This window comes from Paenibacillus sp. Pae15 (genome assembly GCF_024519685.1).
Taxonomy (GTDB): Bacteria; Bacillota; Bacilli; order Paenibacillales; family NBRC-103111; genus Paenibacillus_G; species Paenibacillus_G naphthalenovorans.
In genome coordinates, this window is sequence record NZ_JALJRM010000020.1 from 1 (window position 1) to 20,585 (window position 20,585).

20 protein-coding genes and 1 pseudogene are annotated in these 20,585 nt (G+C 47.4%); 18 read left to right on the forward strand and 3 right to left on the reverse strand.

Features of this window, described 5'->3' with window-relative positions; all coding sequences use genetic code 11:
* The 5 genes from NR121_RS16555 to NR121_RS16575 all read left to right on the forward strand — a co-directional run.
* A partial coding sequence (locus tag NR121_RS16555; RefSeq protein ID WP_256831500.1) for a tripartite tricarboxylate transporter TctB family protein occupies positions 1 to 399 on the forward strand: 399 nt, incomplete at its 5' end.
* Between the two features lie 9 nt (positions 400 to 408).
* A complete protein-coding gene (locus NR121_RS16560) occupies positions 409 to 1,893 on the forward strand; it encodes a tripartite tricarboxylate transporter permease (RefSeq protein ID WP_062408683.1) in 1,485 nt (494 codons plus the stop codon).
* Between the two features lie 227 nt (positions 1,894 to 2,120).
* Complete coding sequence (locus NR121_RS16565; protein ID WP_062408682.1) at positions 2,121 to 2,288, forward strand: XapX domain-containing protein; 168 nt, start codon at positions 2,121 to 2,123, stop codon at positions 2,286 to 2,288.
* 134 nt (positions 2,289 to 2,422) lie between these two features.
* Positions 2,423 to 3,520 carry a DUF3900 domain-containing protein gene (locus tag NR121_RS16570; protein ID WP_174349987.1) on the forward strand — a complete coding sequence of 366 codons (1,098 nt, stop codon included), beginning with the start codon at positions 2,423 to 2,425 and terminating at the stop codon, positions 3,518 to 3,520.
* Between the two features lie 156 nt (positions 3,521 to 3,676).
* On the forward strand, positions 3,677 to 3,745 hold the full coding sequence (locus NR121_RS16575) for a putative holin-like toxin (protein WP_245247189.1): 69 nt from the start codon (positions 3,677 to 3,679) through the stop codon (positions 3,743 to 3,745).
* A gap of 183 nt (positions 3,746 to 3,928) precedes the next feature.
* Here NR121_RS16575 and NR121_RS16580 read toward each other — a convergent pair whose 3' ends face one another.
* Positions 3,929 to 5,635, reverse strand: a complete 1,707-nt coding sequence (locus NR121_RS16580) for a vWA domain-containing protein (RefSeq protein WP_256831501.1) — start codon at positions 5,633 to 5,635, stop codon at positions 3,929 to 3,931.
* Positions 5,636 to 5,656: 21 nt separating this feature from the next.
* Complete coding sequence (locus NR121_RS16585; RefSeq protein ID WP_256831502.1) at positions 5,657 to 6,958, reverse strand: AAA family ATPase; 1,302 nt, start codon at positions 6,956 to 6,958, stop codon at positions 5,657 to 5,659.
* Positions 6,959 to 7,115: 157 nt separating this feature from the next.
* Here NR121_RS16585 and NR121_RS16590 point away from each other — a divergent pair, with 157 nt between their 5' ends.
* From NR121_RS16590 to NR121_RS16615, 6 genes and pseudogenes are all read left to right on the forward strand, one after another.
* On the forward strand, positions 7,116 to 7,598 hold the full coding sequence (locus NR121_RS16590) for a glutathione peroxidase (protein ID WP_054819420.1): 483 nt from the start codon (positions 7,116 to 7,118) through the stop codon (positions 7,596 to 7,598).
* A 230-nt stretch (positions 7,599 to 7,828) separates the two neighbouring features.
* Complete coding sequence (larE, locus tag NR121_RS16595) at positions 7,829 to 8,671, forward strand: ATP-dependent sacrificial sulfur transferase LarE (protein ID WP_062408677.1); 843 nt, start codon at positions 7,829 to 7,831, stop codon at positions 8,669 to 8,671.
* Between the two features lie 14 nt (positions 8,672 to 8,685).
* Entirely contained in the window at positions 8,686 to 9,681 is a 996-nt protein-coding gene (locus NR121_RS16600) for a 2-hydroxyacid dehydrogenase (RefSeq protein WP_054819421.1), read from the forward strand.
* Between the two features lie 276 nt (positions 9,682 to 9,957).
* A complete protein-coding gene (locus NR121_RS16605) occupies positions 9,958 to 10,308 on the forward strand; it encodes a hypothetical protein (RefSeq protein ID WP_235594294.1) in 351 nt (116 codons plus the stop codon).
* A gap of 14 nt (positions 10,309 to 10,322) precedes the next feature.
* Positions 10,323 to 11,135: a diguanylate cyclase gene (locus tag NR121_RS16610; RefSeq protein WP_137669695.1), complete on the forward strand. Its 813-nt coding sequence runs from the start codon at positions 10,323 to 10,325 to the stop codon at positions 11,133 to 11,135.
* Positions 11,101 to 11,196: pseudogene (locus NR121_RS16615) on the forward strand (IS6 family transposase); the annotation flags it as partial. The gene NR121_RS16610 and the pseudogene NR121_RS16615, both read left to right, overlap by 35 nt.
* A 437-nt stretch (positions 11,197 to 11,633) precedes the next feature.
* Here NR121_RS16615 and NR121_RS16620 read toward each other — a convergent pair.
* Entirely contained in the window at positions 11,634 to 12,197 is a 564-nt protein-coding gene (locus NR121_RS16620; protein ID WP_062408675.1) for a site-specific integrase, read from the reverse strand.
* A 626-nt stretch (positions 12,198 to 12,823) separates the two neighbouring features.
* Here NR121_RS16620 and NR121_RS16625 point away from each other — a divergent pair.
* From NR121_RS16625 to NR121_RS16655, 7 genes are all read left to right on the forward strand, one after another.
* The gene (locus NR121_RS16625) at positions 12,824 to 13,051 is read left to right on the forward strand and encodes a hypothetical protein (RefSeq protein WP_054819425.1); all 228 of its coding nucleotides are present in this window, start codon (positions 12,824 to 12,826) and stop codon (positions 13,049 to 13,051) included.
* A gap of 120 nt (positions 13,052 to 13,171) precedes the next feature.
* Positions 13,172 to 15,112, forward strand: a complete 1,941-nt coding sequence (locus tag NR121_RS16630) for a methyl-accepting chemotaxis protein (protein WP_054819426.1) — start codon at positions 13,172 to 13,174, stop codon at positions 15,110 to 15,112.
* Positions 15,113 to 15,130: 18 nt separating this feature from the next.
* Entirely contained in the window at positions 15,131 to 16,618 is a 1,488-nt protein-coding gene (locus NR121_RS16635; protein ID WP_054819427.1) for a chemotaxis protein CheW, read from the forward strand.
* 47 nt (positions 16,619 to 16,665) lie between these two features.
* Positions 16,666 to 17,775 (forward strand): protein-glutamate methylesterase/protein-glutamine glutaminase, encoded by a 1,110-nt coding sequence (locus NR121_RS16640; RefSeq protein WP_082660759.1) that lies wholly within the window; start codon positions 16,666 to 16,668, stop codon positions 17,773 to 17,775.
* A gap of 55 nt (positions 17,776 to 17,830) precedes the next feature.
* Positions 17,831 to 19,282, forward strand: a complete 1,452-nt coding sequence (locus NR121_RS16645; RefSeq protein ID WP_062408671.1) for an Hpt domain-containing protein — start codon at positions 17,831 to 17,833, stop codon at positions 19,280 to 19,282.
* Between the two features lie 14 nt (positions 19,283 to 19,296).
* Positions 19,297 to 19,695, forward strand: a complete 399-nt coding sequence (locus NR121_RS16650; RefSeq protein WP_160327372.1) for a response regulator — start codon at positions 19,297 to 19,299, stop codon at positions 19,693 to 19,695.
* Between the two features lie 16 nt (positions 19,696 to 19,711).
* Positions 19,712 to 20,542, forward strand: a complete 831-nt coding sequence (locus NR121_RS16655) for a CheR family methyltransferase (RefSeq protein WP_054819437.1) — start codon at positions 19,712 to 19,714, stop codon at positions 20,540 to 20,542.
* The last annotated feature ends 43 nt before the right edge of the window (positions 20,543 to 20,585 follow it).

Genomic DNA, 20,585 nt, shown 5'->3' on the forward strand with positions numbered 1-20,585 from the left:
TTTTTTTGCGCCTGCAGGTCACAAATTCTGGTTACACAAACTATTGTACATCATCTAGATTCTGATGTCGTGCCCAAATTGCTGGGATTTTTGCTGTTCGCTCTATCGATCGCTTTGTACTTCAATAAAACGGATGAAGCAGCCAAAGAAAAGCACAGCCCCGCCGATTTGCGCGTGCTGTTATCCGTGCTGGGTATGGCGCTTCTGTACATTTTGCTGCTTGAAGCCGTGGGGTTTGTCATTGTGAACGCCTTGTTTTTAATCGTTTGCACGAAATTTTTGGGCTATAAGAATTGGAAAGTCAATATCAGCGTCTCGCTTATTTATTCGTTGGCCATTTACTTCAGCTTTAACTATTTGCTGGATATCGAATTGCCTGCCGGGATATTGCCCTTATAGGAGGTAGCCGTGGATACTTTTCAACAACTGCTGCATGGCTTTCAAATTGCGACGAGCTGGGAATCGTTATTGTACGTATGGATTGGCGTTTCTGTCGGCACATTAATCGGCATGCTTCCGGGACTCGGGCCGATCACCGCGATATCCGTGATGATTCCTGTCAGCTACGGGATGAATCCTACGCTTGCACTGATCATGATGGCCGGCGTTTATTATGGAGCGATGTACGGCGGCTCCACCACATCGATCCTGATTAACACCCCGGGCGAATCCTCCTCCGTCGTGACGACGCTTGACGGCTACCAGCTTGCAAAACAGGGGAAGGCCGGCAAGGCGCTTGCCGTTGCGGCCATCGGTTCGTTCACAGGCGGAACGATCAGTGTCGTTCTGCTCATGTTATTTGCGCCCTATCTGGCGGAAATCGCTTTGTCGTTTGGTCCTCCTGAATATTTTTCGCTTGTTTTCCTGGGGCTCATTACGGTGTCCAGTTTGTTTGACGGCTCCAAGATAAAGGCGATGATCTCCGTCGTCGCCGGATTTATGGTTGCTACCGTCGGAATCGATGCCCAGACCGGAACACCGCGGTTTACTTTTGATTCCGTGTTCCTGTTGGAAGGGTTTGATTTCTTGATCATTGCTCTGGGACTTTTTGCGTTAGCTGAAGTGAGCTCCCTTATCATCCACCGGAATGAAGCCCTCCATGACAGAAAGGCCATCGGAAGTCTGCTGTTGAGCAAAAAAGAGATCAAGGAGATCACCGGCCCCACGCTGCGGCAGTCCTTTTTTGGCTTTGTGATCGGTGTTTTGCCCGGTGCGGGGGCGTCCATCTCCTCGTTTCTCGCCTATATTACCGAAAAACGCTTGTCCAAAAATCCGGCTGCATTCGGGAAAGGCTCCTTGGTTGGCGTAGCTGCACCGGAAACGTCCAATAACGCGGCGTCCGGCGGCGCTTTCGTCCCTTTACTGAGTCTTGGAATCCCCGGTTCGGGGACGACGGCCGTTCTGCTGGGAGCTTTTTTGGTGATGGGCATCCAGCCGGGGCCATTGCTGTTCCAGGACCATCCCGATATTTTCTGGGGCGTCATTGCAAGCATGTACGTGGGAAACATCTTCCTGCTGATCTTGAATCTCCCTTTAATCCCGTACATTTCACGGTTGATGTATATACCCAGAGCCATGCTGATTCCGCTCATTATTACGTTTTGCTTTATCGGGGTCTATGTGATCGGAAGCAATGTATTTGATTTGTATATGCTGGTCCTCTTCGGGATGATCGGGTATTTCATGTACTTATACTCATTTCCTGCAGCTCCGTTCATTCTGTCTTTTATTTTGGGAGAAATGATGGAGCAATCGTTCCGCCAATCGATGACCGCTTCCAACGGAAGTCTAATGATCTTTATCGACCGTCCGATCTCGCTTTCTTTACTGATCCTCACAGTCATCATACTTGTGTTTCCGATGGCAAAAAAGCTGCTGCTCAAGCGGCGTTGAAGCCGGCGTACATCAGCTTCTATTAATGGGCAGGCCATTATTGCTTGCATTAAACGAATACATAAGCATCCATGTTTCAACAAAGAATAATCACATCGCTTGTCTGTTACCTGGTGATGGCCGATCGAATTGACTCCCCTAAAAGGGAGTTTTTTCATTCGCTTTATTCGTATAAGGATATTTAAGATATCGAAATTCCAAACCTTTGATCATGGAGTGTTGCCTAAATGAAAGAATCCGTATTGGCATTCATCGCCGGGCTTATCGTCGGGGTTGTTTTTAAATGGATAAAATTGCCGCTTCCCGCTCCGCCGGTCCTGCCCGGAGTACTGGGTATCGTGGGTATATACCTTGGCGGTATGCTTATGCAGCGATTGCTTGAATGGTTGAAATAAAAGGCGACCGCGGGCCCTGCCGCGATCGGATGTTCGAACTTTTGTCTCTATGAACCCATCGAAGCCTTGTAGTATACTAGTAGTCGGTCTTCTGACCGGCGGCTTAACAATGTACTGATGAAGGGGACGCTTAGATGAAGTTTGACGTCGAGTATATTTCTTTTTTCGTAATCCAGGTGGAGGGAGAGGACGGACAAGGCGGCAAGCAAAGCAAGCATTACCAGACAATGGACGGGGATGACTACTCCGCAAGCGAGCTCAGCGCGTTTTTGGACGGAGAGTTCGCCAAAACCGCCAAACGCAAGGCCGAACGCAACCCGAAGTCGGAACAGGTACCGACGAAGATCGGCCGATTCGTTGTTGAGCCCGGATATGATCTGGACAGCAACCCGAACTATAATATGTTTGCCCGGCTGCGCACGGCGGAGACGATCGATTCGTTTATGGGCCATGCCGATGAGCTGGTGACCACCTATATGAATGCGAGTGCAATTCGGGGCGGCGCGATGTTCATTGTGCGGGCCAAGGCAAATCAATATTTTGACGAGCCGTTTCTGTTCGTGTTCAAATGCGATTTCGAACAAAAAATTGCCCGGATTACGGACGAGCGCAGTCTATTGAATAAAGTGGAGATGGCGATCAACGCCAAAAATATGAAATCCATAATGTACCCGCACATGCCGGAGCCGGGAATGATGGAGGTATGGGAGCTTAAGATTCACCAATCCTCGCATGCCCGATATTTTGAAGACTTCTTGAAGTTCGTCGAATACGAGAAATCGGTGCCCGAGCTGATGAGCGATCAGGTGCTCGGCTTCGTGCAGCAGTACGTTGAGCAGGTATACGAGGATCATCCGGAAGAAAAGGAGCGCGAGCTCGAAGAAATGGAGCTGTGGGCTCATAGCGAGAAGCGGGAGCTTCAGGAAAAATGGGATCAAAGCCAGGTGATCGAAGCCGCGTCGATGATGGTCGAGCAAAAGCCGGACCTCGAGATGAAGCTGAAGCTGGGAAATATGATCGTGAAGGCGCTGCTCGCCGATTTTGGCGACCGGCTGCATATCGCCAAGCTGGGGGATCGATACGTCGTTGTGCTGGAAGGAGACGGACTGGAGTTTGACCGCGGGATCTCGCCGGTGGAGCTGCTGATGCCGGAGCCCCTGGATTCGCTTGTAGGCCGGCTCAAGGCCAAGGCTAGGGACGAAGAGCTGGCGGCAGCGGCATTGCCTTACTAGGGATTGGAAGAACGCTTGTTCGGATTGATCTCGTGTGATAAAATGGAAATTACAATTGAATCTTGGGTGGGCATGGTGTCCTTTCTCGACTGTAAGGTGTAACAGCCGAAGCAGGGAGGAGGTGAGGCCATGGAAATCAATGATGCCATAACGATGATGTTGTTATTCGGCTCATTTCTCATTGCACTGCTAACATACATTAGTAATAACTACAAGAAAAAATGAGAACCCACCCTAAGGTTAGCGCCCAGGTGGGTTCTTTCCGTTATGACCGGGAAGGGAAAACCCATCCAAGCCAATTGTGCGGACCAAGTGTTACCAGCACTTGGTCTTTGTTGTCTATATCATAACACGAACGACACCGATTGACAACGAGACACTCCTCCCGGATGGACTGCAAGGCATCCATTAATGACCCTTGAATACGTCGAGCAGCAGATCGCCGCTGCGCTGTGTCTCCCAGGAGGCGGCGAAGCGCACTTGATGCGAAACGCCCAAAATATCGTAGCACTGGGCGAGGTGCTGCCGCGCCGTGCCGATAATGAGCGAGTGCAGGCGCACGAGCTTTGTCTTGCCCAGCTCGGCCAGCGCATCCCGCACGGGCGGGGAGACGGAGCCGACACCGTCGGTGACCATGATGAAATCGGCGTCATGATAGCGGGGCTCCGCGCGCACCAGCTCGATGCCCCGGCGAAGCGGGGCGTCGAAGTGCGTACCGCCGCCGAAGGCCATCTGCGCCAAGGCGTAGAACGCCGGCCAGTCAGGCTTCCGCCAATAGAGCGGATGCTCGATCAGCTCGCCGCGGGCGCCGAACAGGAGCAGATGAAAATCGCGTTTTTCCAGCATGCTGAAGGCCGCGAAGGTGGCGATGAAAATCTGCGCAAGCCGGAGTTTGCTGCCCCGCATGGAATGGGAGGTGTCCAGCATGCAGATGACGGGACCTCTCTGAGGCTCCTCGGTCCAGCCGGAGATGTTATAGGTCAGCAGCTTGCTTTCCAGCCATTTGACCATAAAATACGCTTCGTAATCTTCATCGGCCAGCAGACTGGCCTCACTGGCAAGCATATGCGAGATATCTCCGGACTGCCGCAGGTCGTCATAGCTTTCAGGGATGCGAGGGGAGCGCAGCTTGCGGCGCCGGGCCTTCAAATGTTGCAATTGCCGGCCGACCTCCTGCAGGAAGGCGATCAGCTCCGGATGCCGTTTCAGCCTTTCAACCCACTGCATGTAATGCGTAAACTGCTGCCGATGCAGACGCCCCAGATCGCTGCCCCAGCGGCGGTTCGCAATCCGTTGACTGGCCTGCAGCAGCTCGAACACGTCCAGGCTTTCGGCATCTTCGCGTCCAAGCGATTCCTGCAGCGCCCGGTTCAACCAGCCTCCTAGCTGCTCTTCCAGCTGACGGACAGTTTCCCGCTCCCGCCGGCTGATACGCTCCAGCTGCTTTTCGCGCTCGCCAAGCTCGGCCTCCGCTTTTGCAAGCTTCTGCCGCAGCTTGTCACGGCGAATGAAGTCGGTCCTCATCTCCTTCTGAAGTGAGCGGATCCGCTCTTTTAATGCGTCGATTTCCGCATGGACCAAAGGACGGCTGTCCAGTGCCGCCTGCTTTTCCTCGACATTCCGCTTGCCTCGCTGCAGGGTGTACCCGACAAGCCGAAGCTGCTCCAATTGTTTCTCGGTAAGGTGCTCTTGAACCTGCGACTGCTCCTGGCCCTGCTGCCGTTTTTGCTCATTCATTCCGATCGTCCTGAGCTGCTGTTCCTCGTGTTTTCTCCGCTTGACTTCCTGTTCGAAGCTTTCTGTCAGCCACATGAGCGATTTGAGCGCCGTTTTGAAGGAAGCGTTCACTTCGCCAATCGTCCGGGGATGGATAGTCCGGTAAAAAAATTGCTTCTGCAGCTCTCCGACCAGCCAGCGGTGAAACGGGGTAGCCTCGCCGCTGTAGTCGGCCTGCGGATTCGCCAGATAAAAGCATAAGAAGAAATCGGCGAACAGCTCAATGGTAAACCACGGCGTCCGCGATTCGGCTTCACGAATCCACTCCTGCGCCGTTCTGGAGGAGTGAACGTATCCGTCAAACACAAAGCGGTCGATCCGCGCGCAGCGTATGATCATGATGCCACCACCTCGACAAAGTTACAGCGTGTAATCATATTCGACGCCCGGAATCTCCCGGTCGAACAGCGTGCGGTAGAGTCCTTGCAGCGTCTGCAGCGTGCGCTCGCCCTGAATCCGGAGGTGCGTGTATTTCACGGCGTATTGGGCGGTTTGAAACAGCAGGAAATTCCGGTTTCGGATATAACCCGGCAAATCCTTTTCCCGCTGCAGCCACTGCACCAGCTTGCCGCGAAGCTCGCGGGCCGTTTCCTCCAGCTCCATCCGGCATTCCTCCAGATTGGCATTCGCTTTCTCTTGATCCTCTTTACTCAAACGGCCGCCGACTTCTTTCTTGAATTGGAAAGCATGGAGCTCTTCCTCTTTGGCGAGCCAATGCTTCGCAATCTGATCGTAACGCTTAAGCGGCAGCTCCCGCTCCGTCTCCTGCTTCAAGGCGTCCTGGAATACCTTCTGAAAAAGCTCCCGCAATGTCCCGTAATCCTCCGGGAGGTCCCAGAGCATATGAGGGGTATAGACCGTATCCCAAACGCCGACCTCCGTGCGTCCGTTCAGCGCGGCCGACGTTTTCCAGACATGGCCTATTTTCCTCCAGCGCCGGTCGGACAGTACGAATTCCTTTTCTTCCATCCCGCTCTTCAACTGATACAGCATGTAAATTAGCGGTTCCGGTATGGTTACTTCTGCTGCCGCTCTCCGTACGGTTTCAATATCGCGCAGGGAAAGCAGCGGGGGCAGGGGATCATTCGGGATCTGGAACATACGTTCGTAACTGGACATTTGCTTTAAATACCCGACCTCATACCGGATCAGGAAGCGGTCGTACAGCGCCGCAAGCTGATCGTTTTCCTCCGGAAGCTCGTTGGAGGCCGCCATGAGGAACAGCAGGGGCACCTGCTCTTTGGTCTGGCCGTTAAAAAAGATGCGTTCGTTCAAAATCGACAGAAGCGCATTCAGTATCGCGCTGTTCGCTTTAAATATTTCATCCAAAAAGGCAAAATCCGCCGCAGGCAAATACCCGTCGGTCTGCCTTACATATTGGTCCTGCTTCAGCTGTCTCAAGGAGACCGGCCCAAATATCTCGTCCGGCGTCGTAAAGCGGGTGAGCAAATATTCGAACCACCGCCCGCTGCCGAACAACTGGGAAACTGCTCGCGCCAGCTGGGATTTGGCTGTACCCGGCGGACCGACCAAGAGCGCGTTCTCGCCGGCCATGAGTCCCAGCAGCAGCAAACGGATCAGCTCCTCCCGCTCGAGAAAACGAGACTCTAATTGGCCGATGGCTTCTTCCAATTTATTTTGAATCGTCTGCATTTCATTCATAATCAGCGTAGTACCTCCTTCGGCCTTGTCACCCGGTATTTCTTCATTATTGTATCAGAGCGGACCATTTTTCTCTAATCGGCCAAGGATTTTTATTCCAATGGGGTTCATGGTACAATAGAGAAGTCAGATTCCATGCCGATAAGGAGAGGATAACATGTCAGTCTACGATTTCTCAGCCAAAACTATTGACGGAACAGAAAAGTCTCTCGCGGATTACAAAGGCAAGGTGCTATTGATCGTCAATACGGCCAGCGCTTGCGGATTAACCCCCCATTATAAAGGGCTTCAGGCGCTTTATGACAAGTACAAGGATCAGGGACTTGTTGTTCTCGGGTTTCCATGCAACCAGTTTGGCGGCCAGGAGCCAGGCACGGAAGAAGAGATTAAATCGTTTTGCGAGTTGAAATATCAGGTCACGTTCCCGATGTTCGCCAAAATCGACGTCAAAGGGGAGAACGCTCATCCGCTTTACACTTATTTGGTAAATAACGTTCCTGCAGATAGCCGCACCGGGGATATTGAGTGGAATTTCGTCAAGTTTCTGGTGAATCGTGACGGAGAGCCGGTCAAACAGTTCTCGGCCCGTACCGAGCCTGAGGCGCTTGAAGAGGACATTAAAGCGCTGTTGAGCAAGTAAATTTACTTCCTGGAGGAACAGTCTGTCTTGCTGCGATTGCAGGGCGGGCTGTTTTTTAACACATTTTTCATAATGATGAAGGGAGATCTAAAAAAACACCTTTTTCTCAGCTTCAAAAGGGTCTATAATAAGCAAGAGTGGATATACCAGCTCATACTCTGCAAACGTGTGCGACAGGGAGAATCCGATGGATTTCCCTGCATGATGAAAGGAGGCTGGAACTGGCAGTCATGGAGCAGCAAATAGAGCAAAAATATGAAAAACTTGGGGACATTCTCCGTTCTATGGACAAAGTCGTAGTTGCATTTTCCGGCGGTGTTGATAGCGCTTTTTTGTTGAAGGCGGCATTGGAATTTTTGGGTAAAGACCGTGTGCTTGCCATTACGGCCGATTCCGAAACGTATCCCGAACGGGAAAAGCATGAAGCGATCGCGCTGGCAAGCGAGCTGGGAGCGTCGCATGAAGTGATTCATACAAGTGAACTGAACATACCCGGATATGCGGAGAATCCGACAAACCGCTGTTATTTTTGCAAAAACTCGCTGTTCGATCATTTGATTCCGATTGCAGAGGCGCGCGGCTACAAGCATGTCGTATTTGGCGCCATTGCGGACGACTTGGGTGAACACCGCCCGGGACTGCAGGCCGCACATGAACGAGGCGTCCGCGCGCCGCTGCTTGAGGCGGGGATCAAGAAATCGGAGATCCGCCATTTGTCCCGCAAATTCGGATTGAAAACATGGGATAAGCCGTCCTTCGCCTGCTTGTCCTCGAGAATACCTTACGGCGAGCTGATTACGGCTCAGAAGCTTTCCATGATCGATCAGGCGGAGGATTTTCTTATTCAGCTGGGCTTCCGTCAAGTACGCGTGCGTCAGCATGACACGCTGGCACGGATTGAAGTGCCGGCCTCCGAGCTGGCTGAGGTACTGGCCGTCGCGGAGACGGTGCATGCCAAGCTTAAGGAAATCGGCTACGCTTACGTCACCTTGGATTTGAAAGGCTACCGCTCGGGCAGCTTGAACGAAGTGCTGCCGCAGGAGCAGCAAGCCGTTCAAGCAGCGGCGCAATAGGAGGCTAAGTGATCATGGGGAAACCGAAAATATATATAGCTAAACCGGTGCAGCCGGAAGTATTGGCATATCTGGAGCAGCACTGCGATTGCAGAATGTGGGACGGGCAAGGCACGGCTTCGCGCCAGGCCTTGCTGGCCGAGCTTTCGGACGTGGAAGGACTTCTGGCCACCGGCGTTCCGATCAATCAGGAGCTGCTGGATCATGCTCCCAAGCTGAGAGCCGTGAGCAGCATATCGGTCGGATATAACCACTATGATATCGAGGCCATGAAAGCACGGGGCGTTCTCGGCATGCACACGCCGACCGTGCTTGACGATACGGTTGCCGATCTCGTGCTGGCGCTCATGTTATCCGCCGCGCGCCGGGTCCCTGAGCTGGATGCGTTCGTGAAGCAAGGAAAATGGCAGCGGGGCAAAGGACTTACTGATGACATCTTCTTCGGTATGGACGTCCACCACCGCAAGCTCGGAATCATCGGCATGGGCCGCATTGGCGAGGCCGTCGCCAAGCGGGCTGTCAACGGCTTCGATATGGAGCTGTTATACTACAACCGCAGCCGCCGTCCGGAGGCCGAGGAGCTTTACGGTGCAAAATACAGCAGCCTGGAAGATCTGCTGAAGCAGTCTGATTTCGTCGTATTGATGACGCCATTGACGCCGGAGACGGTTCATTATATTCGTAAAGAGCATTTTGAAATGATGAAGCCGACGGCCTTCTTTATCAATGCTTCCCGCGGCCAAACCGTGGACGAACAGGCATTGATCGAGGCGCTTCAAACCGGCCGGATTCGCGGGGCCGGCCTTGATGTATTCGATCCGGAGCCGCCTTCACCGGATAACCCTCTGCTGAAGATGCCTAACGTCGTGACGCTTCCGCATATCGGCTCGGCCACAGCCGTTACTCGATTTGACATGGCCATGCTGGCCGCGAAGAATCTGGTGTCGGCGCTGACCAGTGATTCTCCTTCGAATGTGGTGAAGGAGCTGCGGGAACTGGTGAAGGCGTAGTTGTAGGAAACGGTTTGGCGGAATTAATTACCATGTTTTGGAAAATCCTGAGAAATCAGGATTTTTTGTTGCTCTACTAAATACGACAAAGATTCAGCATTTCCAGCATGTGTGTTTGGTGGATATATCGATCAATTCGTTTTATTGAATCTCTATTTACATTTTTGTGAAAAGCGCTGGGATGCTGATGTATAACAAAACCTAGATACATTGTCAAGTGCGATGTCTAAAGTTACAATAGAATTATTGAATTTTTAAGTAACGAGGTAAATGAGGATGAATCGGTCGCTCTATTCCCGGAAAGCAACGCTGTCCATGAAAATAACTGAATTTGAAGTGCCACCCATGCAGGACTTGCTGATTATCGGCAGAAAAGCTCCGGTTGGGCCTGAAGCCGTCCGCCGTATGGCCGAAGCGTTGTCACCGGATCAGTTTGTCATTATAAAGGTTGAACACCCTAAAATTGAGGCGGTACTGGTTCGTAAGACATTATTTGAAATGTTGGACAAAGACCTTCTGATGTCAATCGTTTTGGAGGAAGCGGAAGGCCTCATTAACGAAACGATGGTGCTTCGCTCGGAACTCAAGGTGGCTATTTCTGTTCAACGGGAGGTGGAGCTTCATTGAGAGTGGAGGAAATAATGAATGTTTCAGTCATGACGATTTCTTCCGACAAAAGTCTTGCTTACGTTGCGGAACGGATGAATGAGCATCGAGTAGGTTCTTTTCTTGTCATCGATCACGGGATTACGGTAGGTATTATCACTTCACTTGATGTCCGATCCGCGCATCCCAACCGGATCGTTGCAGACGCCATGTCCACCGAACTGATCACAGTTCCCCGAACGTGTTTTATTTGGGATGCCATCCAGCTTATGGATACACATCGAATTGAACGTCTGGTTGTCAAAGACGGAAGTGAGGTTTGCGGAATGGTGACACGCGAAGCGCTCAAAAGCGCTTTAAGTCAGCTTATCGACCCATTAACCGGTTTGTACCGTCAAGCATACATACATGCCGTGGCTGAACATTTCATTGAAAACAAACAGGCGTTCCAGGTACTATTCATCGATTTGGATCGATTCGGAGATATCAATAAACAGTATGGTCATCCCGTCGGAGACGATTTGCTGGTTTACTATGCCAGAAGGCTAAAGGAAACCTTGGAAGAAACCGACTATCTATGCAGGTATGCAGGAGATGAATTTGTTGTCGTATCTCTTCGAGATGAAGAAAGGGCATTATTATTGGCGGAGAATTTATCCGAGGAAATAAGGATTGGACATATTAAAGTAAGTGCCTCCGTAGGGGTCTTTCTTGGAAGCAAAGATAGGGAGAAACTGTTTTCGCTCTCCTTCCGAGAAATGATTACTCGAGCAAGCTTATTTTGTACGGAGATTAAAAAACGATGCTCCCCGGATTCTGCTAACCGTAAGACGGTATTTGAAATATAACCTAAGTTATCGTGATTTAGCAGAAAATGAAATACATATCGCCCATACAACAATCATGCGATAGATTATCCGTTTGGGCCGGAATTAGTATTCATTGCTGGAATTGAAGTCATACATATGATAAGAAAAGGGCAGGTTGAATGCCATCATTCGTCTGCCCTTTCTAAAGCAAAACGATTCATCGCTCACCCTTGCTTAAAAAATAAAGCCAATCTTACAAAATAAACGCTTTGTAAGATTGGCTTTTGTTTTTGAGACTTTTCTCGAAACACTTTTACAACTAAGTTTGTTTTTTTCATTTAAACGAAGTCTTAATAATAAAAAAAATAAAAAAATTGTCTTATGATAAGAAAAATGATTTCGAACTACAAAACAAAAGTATCATTTTGTTATATTTTGTGAAAAATGAACCGGTATCATCACGATAATTATAGACCATTGAGACTAATAATTCCAGTTATTTTATCAATGAATTTTAACAAAATTAGATAAAAAGAACTATAGAGAAAATGACTCCAAGGCTTCGTCTACCATGTCATCGTTAATTCCTATATATCTTAATGTAACAGATGGGCTTGAATGTCCAAAAATATATTGCAACATCGCTACGTCTTTAAAGCGTTGATAAAAATGATAACCGAATGTTTTACGTAGTGTATGAGTTCCAATAGCCCCTTCAACATTACACGTTTTTGCAGCTTCATGGATGATTTGCCATGCCTGTACACGATGTATCGGTTTCCCCCCTTTTCTGGATCGAAACAAATAATCGGAATCGGCAAGATTTTTTGTGTATTTTTCTATTTCCTTTCTTAGTGCATTCGTAATGATGATTTTCCTAACATTTTTGGTCTTCTTCTCTCTTACCTTCAAATGTTTCGTATATCTCACATCCAATACCTTTAGAGGGAGTATGTCACTTATTCTAAGACCGGAATTAATCCCGAAAACAAATAGAAAATAATCACGATAAGATCGTGCCAGTAAATAATTTTTTATTTCTTGAATTTTTTCCAAATCACGTATGGGTTCAACTGCATTTGCTCCAGATCTGGTTGCCATTATTTCGAACACCCCAATATTATGATTTAATATAATGTTAAATTCAATAAGTTTGATTGAAATTCCTTTTTTTTCATGAAGGCACGGAATATAGGCTTTACTATCGGTTTTTTATTTCTTTTGAGAACTTATTTTAATATAACAAAATGATACTTTTGTTAAATTCAAAAGGGAGATAGCGTTCTGTCAAACGGAGTAAAATCGATTCCTATCGTTTGATAGTACCGGTGTGTGACCGTCCTTCATCCTGCCGCTCGATCAAAAGGATCGATCTCTCGGATGATAGATTCTCGACTCGGAAATATCCGATCATGTCAGAGCATCTGTGTATACCGACGCGGATGTTCAAATCTACGTCAGTACCAGATATGCACCATAGCTCAAAAAATGACATTCTATTTGATCCTCCTTCTAAAGATGATTGATGTCACTTTATAGAAATCATACCGTAGCTTCCCCTGTCAAGAAGATCCAGGAGTTTTACAATACTTGTAAAGGAAGTTATCTAAGAGGAGGAGAATTTCACGGGTATGATATCCTGTTGGAGGTGATTTGCTTCGGCAAGTACGTTTGGGTATCAAGATAGCTTGAAGTTTTTTTCATAAAATCATAAACGAGGGCTACGAATGCAGCAGATTACCGATGAAGAATTACTAAAGTTATTAAAGAACAGTGAAAGTGAATTGTATACATTAGCCGAAATTCATAAAACATTAATCCAAAGCAATATCCAAACGACCATACACGAGCTGCGCAAAAGAGTTTATTCATTATTTCGTGATGGGTATTTGGGAAATGAGCCGACCGGAGATGGAGTTCATGTATACTACATCGTTTATTGCCCGGAGCCATGATGTTTGTAGCAATCAGAAGGCTTAGCTAATGAAAAACAGATAAGAACGGTTATCAGCGATTGGATTAACGAACGGTTTGGATATTACATAACAGCAAATATTAAACCAGGAGGCACCGTTATGGAAAAGAAACTTGCAAAACCCGCCGGCTCTCAAGGCAAAGGAGGCGCACAACTATCTGTTCAGGTTGATCAGTTCGAAAAAAAGAGAGAATTTGCAAGAAAGCAGGCCCTGGACAAGGTGAGAGCAAGAACATTGGCCAAGCAGCAGCAGTTGGCTGAGAGGATCGCAACTGCAACCGAGCAGCTTGCCGCAGGGATAGAAGAAGCCAGCAGTGCGGCAGAAGAGCTCAGCGCTAGCGTAGGCCAAATTGCAAAGGGCGCCAGCGAAACTTCCTCGGCGGCAGAAGAATCGAGGGCGGCCATTAACCAGATCGAAAAGTCGTCTGTTGTTGCGGACACAAACGCCAAGGAATCGCTCCATCGCGTGGATGCTGCGAAAGAACTCATAGAAAATACTTCCAATGATATTGAAACCATGATCAAAGGAATACAGACCGCCGCTGATGCCAATATTGAGTCGGGCAAACTGGTGGGAGATTTGGAAAAGCAGTCGGATGAGATCGGGAATATCGTGCAGGCCGTCGTGAGAATCGCCGATCAGACCAATCTGTTGGCCTTAAATGCCGCGATTGAGGCTGCAAGAGCTGGCGAACATGGCAGGGGATTTGCCGTGGTTGCCGATGAGGTCAGAAATCTTGCCGAAATATCTGAGAAGTCTGCAAGAAACATCAGAGAATTGGTTACTGAAATTCAAAACAATGTGAAAATTGTCGTTAGTGATATCGAAAACGCCGGGAAAGCCGCTAATGCAGAAGCGGAGAAAGCAAAGAAAACGACTGCCGATCTTGTGAAAATCAACGAGGAAATCGTGGTTGTACAGAAAGCTATTGCTGAAATATCACAAAATGCTATCGATGCCAACAAGGGTGCTTCTGAATTTCTTAACATTGTCGAACAAATTGCGGCAGCAGCCGAACAGCAAAGCAGCGCTACCGAGGAAGTAGAAAAATCCCTGCAATTGCAAAATAGAGCTTTTGACGAGTTGAATGCGGCTGCGTCCGAATTAGCCCAGATGGCTGAAGATCTGAAGGTATCTACAGACGCTCAAAAATCATCCGAGGCTCTTGCTGCTGCGGCACAGGAATTAGCGGCCAACGTGGAGGAGGCGAATTCAACATCCAGTGAGATTATGAAGGCTATGGAGCAAATTTCTTCAGGTGCCGAGATGCAAGCGGAACTCACAGAAAAGTCCTCCCTGTTTGGTGAAAAGCTTGTTGTGGCAGCAAGACAAATGAATGAAAGGGCATCAGCCTCTACAGTCAAGGTGGCCGATATGCAAAAATTGATTGAAAGCAATAAGATCGCGGTTGACGATATGATCGCGGGAATTTCAGCCTCGGCTGATGCAAGCTTGGTTGCTGCCAGAAACATCAAAAATCTGGAAGAAACCATCCGTAAAATTGATAAGATTGTGGATGCCATTGTGAATGTGACCATTCAGACCAATATGCTGGCAGTAAACGGGTCTATTGAAGCGGCCAGGGCAGGAGAGTTTGGACGAGGATTTTCTGTAGTAGCTGGCGACATACGGGCCCTTGCCAATGAATCCGCCGAGAATACGGATAAAATAAAGGATCTGGTAAGAGGCATTCAGAGTCAAATCCAAAGAGTTGCAACGGATATCGATGTTTCCAGCAAGACTTCGTTTACCGAAGCAGAGAAAGCAAAGAATATTACCCACAACCTGAATGTGATTGAAGAAAGCATGATGAAGATTAATACGGGTGCGAAAGAAATCGAAAAGGGCTCGGAAGAATCGCTGGTTGCTTTGGAACAGGCGAAAAAAGCTGTAGAGCAGATTGCTATTGCCGCCCAGGAGGCCAGCAGGGCTACGCAGGAGGCGGCAAATGCCGCATCCGAACAGGCGAAAGGAATGCAAGAACTGGCTGAAGCGATTGAGGAAATATCCGGACTTGCGGATGAACTTCAAAATATATAGCGGGCGGGAGGAGAAGTTATGGCGTCTTCCGGAAAAATAACAAGCTTTAACGAGCGCCAATTGGTTACCTTCCATCTCGGAGATGATGAATTCGGGGCGGACATCATGCATGTGAAAGAAATCGTGAGAGTTCCCGAAATCACCAGAGTGCCGTATGCTCTGGATTACATCGAGGGAGCCTGCAACTTGAGAGGCAATGTCTTGCCCGTCATCGATGGAAGAGCCAGATTCAATATGGAGAGGAAAGAAAAGGATGAGAACAGCAGGGTATTGGTCATTGATGTAAACGGCAAGGCAACCGGAGTCATTGTGGATAGAGTGTCCGAAGTCATCCGTGTCAGTACTTCGGATATTGAAGAACCCCCGCAAATCGTAAAAAATGTGGATGCAGACTATTTGCATGGGATTGTTAAGCTGGAAAACGGGAACAGATTGATCATGCTTCTTGATATTGTCCCTGTGGTCAATGGCGATGCGGAGGCAAAGACTCAAACGAATGAGAAGGACACCAAAGGAGAACCCGTTGTGAAATCCAGGGATGATTCAACGTCGGATGCCGCCAGCGATGAGCAATTGGTATCATTTTTACTTGGTAATGAGGAGTATTCGATCGGGATCATGCAGGTAAAAGAAATCATACGTTTACCTGAAATGATGAAGGTCCCCAGCTGTGAAGCCTATGTGGATGGTGTTGTATCCATTCGAAACCATCTTCTTCCCATTATTAATTTGAGAAGTTATTTTGGCATGGACTCTAAGGAAACAACCGACCATACAAGAGTTCTGGTTGTGGATATGGGAGGCTTTACGGCTGGAATGATCGTGGACAAGGTATCCGAGGTTTTAAGGGTTCCCGCCGGCATGATTCAGCCCCCTCCAAAGTTTTCTGCGCAAAGCGGAGAGCAGCTTAAAGGGGTGGCCAAGCTGGACAACGGCAAGCGCCTGATTATGATGCTTGAGCCTTCCAAAATCATATCTGCCGATACATATAGGAAAATCAGCGAATTAAATGGCGTTTCAATGGAGAGCGATGGGGTTAAAAGTATTGAAAGACAGATTATGGATGAGGAACAGTTGGTTGCTTTCAAAATGGATAATGAAGAATATGGGATAAAAATTAAGGAAGTGCAAGAAATCAATCGAATGACGGAAGTAACCCAAATTCCACGGGCTCCTCACTACATTAACGGTATAGTGAACTTGCGGGGCAACATCATCCCTGTTCTGGATTTAAGAAAGTTTTTCGGACTTTCTAAAAAGGGAATGACGGATGCCACAAGGATCATCATTGTGGATTCAGCCGGCGTAAAAACGGGAATCATTGTGGATTCAGTATCGGAAGTACTGAGATTTGAAAAGGCGTTAATTGAGTCGCCGCCGGAACTATTCAGTAACGGTATTGACAGCAGTTATGTAGAGGGTGTCGGCAAACTCGATGACGGGAAAAGGATGGTTTTGATCCTGCGTCTTGATAAAGTACTGGATTTTGAGAAAATGTCAGCATAATGTGATGTTGCCCTAGGTAAAGTGTTTTTGGTCCCGGGGGCAGTCCTATGTTTCTTGTATTCGTGCAGGTGATTGTTGTGAAGTACAGGATAAAAGTATTAATTGTAGATGATTCTGCATTGATGAGAAAAGCATTGAGGGAAATGATCATGACTGATGAGGCTTTTGATGTCGTTGGTGTGGCCAGGGACGGGAAGGATGCCATTGAAAAAGTCAAGGAATTAAAGCCGGATGTGATCACCATGGACATCAATATGCCTGAAATGGACGGATTAACCTCGATGCAGTATATACTGGACGATAACCCTGAAATACCGGTGATTATCATCAGTTCATTAACGCAGGATGGAGCTCTTACGACCTTTGAGGCTTTGGCGCTGGGGGCCTTTGATTTTGTGGCCAAGCCTTCCGGAACTGTATCTTCAAATCTATATATTGTCGGAAGAGAGATTATTGAAAAGATAAAACTTGCCCACAAGCACGCCAATCGAAAGAGTCTGAAGAAAAGGGTCAGAACCAGAAGCTCTTTTTCAGAAACAAAGGCTTCTGAATCCCGGGAAAAATCTGTCGCGGCCCGGAACAATGAATTGTCCAAAGTCGTGGTGATTGGCGTGTCCACAGGTGGGCCGGGAACTTTGACGGAAGTTCTGCCCATGCTGCAATCCGATCTGAAGGCTGCACTTATCGTCGTACAGCATATGCCGCCGTCATTTACATCCTCTTTTGCCAAAAGGCTGGGGAAAGTTTGTCCTTTTCCATTTAAAGAAGCAGAAGCTGGCGATGTGTTGACTAACGGAAGAGGCTATCTTGCCCCCGGAGGGTATCAGTTGCTTGTTCACAAGGCCGGCCGAATGTTGCGGCTATCGACTAGCCCTGTGACACAGTTTATGCCCAGTGTGAATGTTACCATGGAATCCGTGTTGAGGGCATATGGCGGGAAAAATGTAGTAGGTGTCCTTATGACAGGCATGGGGGATGACGGGGCTGACGCCATGGTTAAAATCAGAGAGGCTGGAGGAGTTACTATTGCAGAAGATGAATCCACGGCTATCGTCTTTGGGATGCCAAGGGCGGCAATAGAAAGGGGCGGAGCCGAGATCGTAGTTCCTTCATACCGGATAGCCGACGAAATTGTTAGGGCTGTTAATCATATTTAAGGAATACAGCGCACATTCACAAAACTGCAATTGGCAGCTTCATGAGGGCGGTAAAATGATGGATCAATTATATGTTACATATCTTGAGGAAACGGAAGAATTGCTTCAGAAAGCGGAAGAATGTCTGATCAGGCTGGAGACAGACTACTCAAGCGACGATATAAACGCATTGTTCAGAATATTTCATTCCATCAAGGGTTCTTCGCAAATGATCGGACATGACGATATAGGCAATCTGACGCACAAGCTGGAAGACATGCTGGACATCGTTAGAAAGGGCCGAATTGATCTGGACGGTCAAATCCTGCAATTGTGTTTCAGCGGGTTGGATCATGTCAAACTCATGTTTGAGTCAAAAAAAAATCAGAACGACGATGGCAACAACGAAGTGTTTACTCATGCTGTTGAGATTTTGGAAGGAAAAATTGTTAAAATCCTAAAAGCAAATTCCGAAACGGAAAACCACAGGAAGGCTGCGTTTCAGGGTGACAGCATTGTCAGTACATTAAAGGGAATGGAGCGAACGGGGACAAACCGTTACTGCATCTGTATTTCTTTCAGCGATGATATTCCGATGCTTTCTCCCATTCTTTTTATGATTTTTAACAATATCAAAGACATTGGTTCGCTTGTATATACCAATGTATCCGATGAGGATATTTACGAAGCTTCTGCAAACACGCAGATTCCTTCTCTGGTGATGATCGTGGAATCGGATTGGGAGGAAGCCGAATTATATACGTATTTTGATGTGTTGTATGTCGAGAAGGTAGCCATTGCAGACATCTCGGAGCATCAAATGCTGAAGCAAGCGACATCGTTGGATCAGGATAGCCGAAGGTTCTTTGAAAATTTTTTTTTAGCGTTCCCCAAACTGTATCCGGTTTTGTTTCAAAACCGAAAGGACTTGAGTAAGGCTGAATATACTGAACTCATCCATGAGCCATTTCAAAAAATCCTGGAAAAAGTCGATAAAATCCCGGTAAGCGCAGTGGAAAAAAAACTGAAGCAGGAAATAGAAACATTCTATGATCTGTGTCTGCATGCAACGAGCGGGAAAAGTGCCTTACAAGTTGAGACCATAGAGCTTCTCTGCCAAAAGTACCTTGAACTGTTCGAAATGGCTTACGCTGATGTTAAAGGGAAGTTCTTCTATAAAATCTTCAAAGTAAAAGGGAGCCATTTTATAGATCATCTCAAAGGTTTTATTGAACGAATGAATAAATCATGCACGCGCAAATTGTTATTAGACTTAAGTCGGCTTGAGATGATTCATGAGCATGAACTCAAAAGTTTGATCGAGCTGAAAAGGCGTCTTCATGACATGGGGATCGTGATGAGTGTCGTTATAGATAGTCGCTTGCGAAAAAGACTGATCAATATTTTCGATTCCATTCAGACGATTGAACATTTTGCGTTGTTCGATACGGAAGTGGACGCGGCACTGGGTGACCACATTTCTGTTTTGGTCAATGAAAAGCGATGTATGGAGGATTTTATGAAATGAGCGGATACCGCATCATGATTCTGGATAATGAAAGGGCGATACTGGACCTTCTTAAAAGAGGCTTTGAAATGGCAGGCTATAACCAAGTCGAGATCTACACCGAGCCTGCAATTGCATTGGAAATGTTTAAAAAGAGAAAATATCACATCGTTCTTGCGGATATTATGTTACCGGGGATCGACGGCATAGAATTTCTGAAGAACATTAGGGAATATGATCCCCTGGCGCAAGTGATTATCATCACTGGCCATTCTACCTTGGACAGGATCTTGACTTGTCTGGAGCTTGGTGCGAATGATTATATTTTAAAACCTTTCAAAAGCGAAGATTATGTATGGGAAGTAATCGATTATTCGATAAAAAAATTGGAAAGATGGAGAGAAGCGATTAAAGGGTTGATTGCAGCTTCCTGAAGAAATTGGTGATGAAATGGTTCTGTCCGATGAATTATACGCTAAATTTGTGAAAATGGTTTATAAAGCAACGGGTATCTATTATGAGCACAATAAAAAGTATTACGTCCAGAAACGGATCGAAAAACGCGCCGAAAAGCTGGGAATAGACAGTATTCATGATTATTATCGCATACTAAAGTTTTCCAAAGATTCGACCGAATTTGACAAGTTGATCAATGATCTTACCGTAAATGAAACTTATTTTTTTCGGGATTATCCACAGCTTAGGAATTTCGCTGAAGAAGTGCTTCCTATGGTTGTAAGAAGAAAGAATATGAACAACGATAGAACTATCAAAATCTGGAGCGCTGCATGTTCGACAGGAGAGGAGCCGTACACCTTATCCATCATTCTTCAGGAAATGCTGGATGAACCTGAAAAATGGAATTTGCGAATTGTTGCCTCGGATATCAATACAGATGTGCTTCACACGGCAAAGAACGGCTTGTATGAATACAGGTCTGTCCGAGATGTGCCCCCTGAATATTTGGAAAAGTACTTTACGAAAAAGCATGAATCGTATTTAGTGAAACTCGGTGTTAAAAAGCTAGTTCACTTTATGAAAATCAATCTCATGGATTCGGTCGCCGTAAGCGATATAACGGGCTGTGATTTTATATTTTGCAGAAACTGCCTCATTTACTTTGATGACGAATCGAGAAAGACGGTTTTATCCGATTTCTACAGAAGCTTAAACCCTGGAGGCATCATCTATTTGGGTCATTCCGAGTCTGTCGGAAGGATATCCTCGGCATATCGCATGCAGAGGATTGGAGACACCATCGTCTATTCAAAACCGAAATAAAGAGGATGCCGTTATGGAATTAAGGATGCGCGAGGCTTTTTGG